Annotated in this window: 6 protein-coding genes; 2 read left to right on the forward strand and 4 right to left on the reverse strand. The window is 70.2% G+C overall.

Going from position 1 to position 4,098, the window contains the following annotated elements:
* The first annotated feature begins 166 nt into the window (after positions 1-166).
* The gene (locus tag ACWC9T_RS41070; protein ID WP_449826122.1) at positions 167-1,345 is read left to right on the forward strand and encodes a hypothetical protein; all 1,179 of its coding nucleotides are present in this window, start codon (positions 167-169) and stop codon (positions 1,343-1,345) included.
* A gap of 121 nt (positions 1,346-1,466) precedes the next feature.
* Positions 1,467-1,796 (forward strand): hypothetical protein, encoded by a 330-nt coding sequence (locus ACWC9T_RS41075; protein WP_449826123.1) that lies wholly within the window; start codon positions 1,467-1,469, stop codon positions 1,794-1,796.
* A gap of 115 nt (positions 1,797-1,911) precedes the next feature.
* Here the strand turns inward: ACWC9T_RS41075 and ACWC9T_RS41080 are convergent, their stop codons facing one another.
* From ACWC9T_RS41080 to ACWC9T_RS41095, 4 genes are all read right to left on the reverse strand, one after another.
* Entirely contained in the window at positions 1,912-2,187 is a 276-nt protein-coding gene (locus ACWC9T_RS41080) for a hypothetical protein (protein ID WP_449826124.1), read from the reverse strand.
* Positions 2,180-2,479 carry a hypothetical protein gene (locus tag ACWC9T_RS41085; RefSeq protein WP_449826125.1) on the reverse strand — a complete coding sequence of 100 codons (300 nt, stop codon included), beginning with the start codon at positions 2,477-2,479 and terminating at the stop codon, positions 2,180-2,182. Before ACWC9T_RS41085 ends, ACWC9T_RS41080 begins: the two co-directional genes overlap by 8 nt.
* 121 nt (positions 2,480-2,600) lie before the next feature.
* Positions 2,601-2,723 (reverse strand): hypothetical protein, encoded by a 123-nt coding sequence (locus ACWC9T_RS41090; RefSeq protein WP_449826126.1) that lies wholly within the window; start codon positions 2,721-2,723, stop codon positions 2,601-2,603.
* Positions 2,724-2,797: 74 nt separating this feature from the next.
* A complete protein-coding gene (locus ACWC9T_RS41095; RefSeq protein WP_449826127.1) occupies positions 2,798-3,883 on the reverse strand; it encodes a hypothetical protein in 1,086 nt (361 codons plus the stop codon).
* Positions 3,884-4,098: the final 215 nt, after the last annotated feature.

A 4,098-nucleotide genomic window follows, 5' to 3' on the forward strand; every position in this document is an offset into this window, starting at 1 on the left:
CCCCGACACCAGCACCCTAGGAACCCAGCCCACCCGAGACGGCAGATACCTATGCCAAACCACCCAAAAGGTCACTCATTCCGAACTGCACCCAACGGAGAACCTTCACCGGGACGGCGTCCGCGTCTGCTGGGTTGCCCCCACCGTCCGGCCGTGGGTCGGGTGGGTGCCCTCCATCCACGTGGCCACGCCGTCCTGGGAGTCAGACCGGTGGGATGTCGCCTCGGGGATCGCCCGGTTGGACACCAGGCCTCAACCGGAAGGCCAGGCGGGACCGCCGCTCCGGTGGTGGGCACCCGTCGGCGATGTCTCCCTGCGCGATTTCGTGGCCTGGGTTCTCGGCGGGCGCGTAGTCGAACACCGCTTGGTCGAGGGTGCCATTAACCTTCCCCACACGACGGGCGGGAACTGGCGTGCGTTCTGGACAACGCAGCAGCACATAACCAGGGAAAAAGAACTGGAGGAGGCTGACAGGGAATATGCCGAGCAGGAGGCGAGGCGAATCAGCCTGCTTCATGAGCAGATGATGGCGGGCATAAACGAGGCTCTCGAAAAGGAGAAAGCCGAAGCCGCCGAAGCAGCGAGGCAAGAAACTCGAAAAGCGTATGGAAGCGCGCACTCCGGTATCGCCGAGACGCGGAAAGAAGCACTTCGGCAAGCGCTCGGCCTGTGGGCGGCGACCGAAGGCATACCCCCGCTGCAACTGGTCTTCGGGGCAGGTGGCGGCGCCCCGTACTGGGCTGGCGGGAGCGCCGTCCTCCTCGACGGACGTCCCTATGGAACCCTCATGCCCGCTGTCAGTCTTCTGGACGATCTGCCTGCAGACAAGAGCATGGTGCTCTTTGCCACCTCCCACACGGAGGAGCGCGACCTCGTGCGGTTCGCTTCACCGGGCACCAAGGTGGTCCGACTGGCCGGACGAGGCGTCCTGGCCGTCGACGGTTTTGCCGACAAGCTGATATCGGGCGAATTCGTGACAGCCAAGATGGAACAGAGGCAACGAGACGCCTTCGGCGGCAAGCGAAATCCTCATTCCCGAGAAGGGCTTCTTGTGTCCGTCACAGTCTCGCTTCGCTATTTCCGAAGGGCCGGAACATCGGACTTCGACTCCCTGCTCAGATTTAGCCGAGAAATGGGAGAGCTTGTTGCCGATGGCTTCCTCGATCAGGAAGCGACATGCAGCATGATCGTCCATGTGGCATTGAGAATAGGATGGAAAGAGAGATCTTCCGACGGGTCCCAAAGTCTGGCAGAGTTCGTACAGCGTGATGTTGCCGCGACGATAAGGTGGAAGGCGGAAGCAGCAGAGCGTAAGAAGAAGCTGAATCAGCCGGACAGCGCATGATCTGCGGGCGCCTCATCTCCCAGTTGGTAGCGGGCAGCGCCGGGATGATGCTGCTCAGGCGGTGACCGGCCTTGCGGAGGCTGTTGGCGCCCTCGTTGCCGGACAGGCGGAGAACGCTCGGATGCTGAAGACCCTGGTGACAGGGCAGACGGCGCTTCTGGAAGAGCTGCGCCGCCGGACGCGCGAGAACGCCGCAGCCCGCCAGGCCGCGCTCGACGAAGCCGCCGCCGAGCGAGAGGAGATCCTGCGCCGGCACTACAACCGGCTGCGTGAACCCGAGAACGCCCACCGGCCCCCGATCCAGGACACCCTGGTCACCGACGCCGACCAGCGCGCCCGCCAGCAACGCGAACGCCACCGCGCCGCCCTCATCGTCGCCCGCGCCACCCGGGCCGGGGCAATCCCGCTGCGCACTGCCCGCCAGGCCCCGCCGAGGGCCGGGGCGGCGTGAACCGCAGCCTTGCTCGTTCGGGGAAAGCCGGGGACATCCAGCGGTGACCGCTTTGCTTGATCCCCGATGGGACCTCGGCTAAAGCAGTCGGCTGCAGGGTTGAGGAATGGCGGGGTCAGAGCGGGATGACCCTCGTGAGGCGTACGAGGTGGTTGTCGGTGTCGATGACGTATTCGACCAGGCCGCGTCCGTGGGGGATGGGGAGCCTTCGCCAGTCGCCGGCGTTGTCGCGTGCGGTGCTGGCTTCGAGCCAGGGGTTCTCGGCGATGGCGACGGTGAGTGCGACGATCGCGGAGAACAGGTCGGCGGGCAGGCCGGGATCGGACAGGGCGTCCTGGACGGCGTCGGACGGCAGGACCGGCCACAGGTCGTCCGGCTCTTCCTCACTCACCCGGCAGTTCTCCGCCCCGCTCGCGGCGCAGCCGCAGGACGTCGGCCATGGTGGCGGTGGGCAGGGTGCCGGCGCGGGCGGCGGCGATGATGCGGTCCTGGTCGGGGTCGGTGTCCATCTCGGCTTCGCACCACCAGCGGTTGAGGACCTGTTCGGCCTGGTCGATGGGGGCCTGGCCGAGTTCGCGGTAGAACTCCATCCGGCGGCCGCCCTGCAGTGCGGCGGCGATGCCGTCGGGGGTGCGCTGCACGCGGGGCTGCGGCTGCGGGTGGTGTACGGGCTGGACGCTCATCGGGCTCCTCCTGCTTCTCGCCACCACCGTATCCGGTGCCGGCCGATTGCCGGGCCGCGCCGGCGGTGGTTGCCCGGCCGGCCGGTCGTGGGAAGGCCCGGAGACCCGCCGTCGCCGTGGCCTACAGGGTGCCGCGCAGGTGGTTCTGGCGTGCGGTGACGAGGGTGCGCCAGCGGGTGCGGACCGTGTCCTCGTCGTCGAGCCACCGCACGGCGGAGGGCTGGGGGAGGGGGCGGCCGGCCATGAAGCGGGCGATGTCCAGGTAGTAGGCGAAGTCGCCGCCCGCGGTCGCGTCGCGCAGCCGGTCGATGGCGGCGGTCAGGTCGTCCTCGGCGTCCAGGACGGCGTGGTGGAAGGCGAGGGCGGTCTCCAGCAGCGGGATGAGCCAGGGCAGGCCGGCGACGTCGATCTGGGCGTGCAGGACGGCGGCGCGGCCGGCGATGTCACGGTCGGTGGTGCCGGCGTCTCGGACCAGGCCGGCGACCTGGAGGTGCAGGCCGGTGGCGCGCTGGTCGAGCGGTTCCAGGTATTGGCGGGCGAGGTCGATCTCCGCGTCGGCCCGGGCCGGGTCGGTGAAGGCGGTGACCAGGGCCAGGCGGGTCTGGGCGATGGCCCGCTCGCCGGGCGCGTCGTGCTGCTCGGCCTCGGCCCGGCCGTCCCGCAGGGCCTGGGCGGCGGCGGTGAAGTCGCCCTGGGGCCAGAGGAGTCGCCGCGGACGCGGTGGCGGCGGCTCTTCCAGGTCAGGGTGGAGGCGGCGGCCATGGCGGCGGGGAAGTCGCCTGCGATGCGGGCCAGGTTGGCGATGCCGCGCTGCGCCTGGGGGGCGAGGCGGCCGCCCGCGGCGGCGACGTGGCGCATGCCGTCGAGGGAGGCGGCGGTGCGGCCGAGGTCCTTGTCGGCCTTGGCGCGGTAGTAGAGGGCGAGCTCGGTGAGTTCGTCGGTGAGCAGGCCGCCGTCCAGGACGGCGGTCAGGCGGCGGGCGGTCCGGTCTCGGTGCTCGTGCTGGCGGCGGCTGATCGCCGTCAGGAGTTCGGCCAGGGCGTCGGCGGGCGTGTCCGCAGCCGGCCGGTCACCGGGTGCGGGGGCGGGTGGGGCGATGGGCTCCCACACGGAGTCGTCGATGTAGGCGAAGGCGGCGTCGGTGAGCCAGGCCAGGTCGTCCAGGCGGTGGTCGCGGGCCAGACGCAGGCCCTGGCGCAGGCAGGCGACGAGCCAGGCCCGGCCAGTTGCGGGGGAGTGGGTGCGCCACTGCCCGCCGAGCGCGGCCAGGGCCCGTTCGGCGGCCTGGTGCCAGTCGGCGGGGGTCCAGCGGTCCGCTGTTGTGGTGTCGTCGGTGCGCAGGGCGGTGCGGATGGCGCCGTGCAGGTGGTAGGGCCAGATCGCGTACGGGTCCTCGCCGACCATCGGCCGCTCGACCAGCCGCCGGGCGGCCGCCTGGTGGGGGAGCCCGGCGGCCTGGGTGGCCAGGTCGAGGTCGAAGGCGTCCAGCAGGCTCGCGCTGCGCAGGACATGGCGCTCGTCCGCGCTGAGAAGCCGTTATCAATCCGGGCGTGATCGTGTGATTCCCGCTGGTCAGGCATGACGCGGAGGGGTGTGCGGGCAGTATTGGCGCGTCGTGT

The organism is Kitasatospora sp. NPDC001159, from assembly GCF_053598235.1.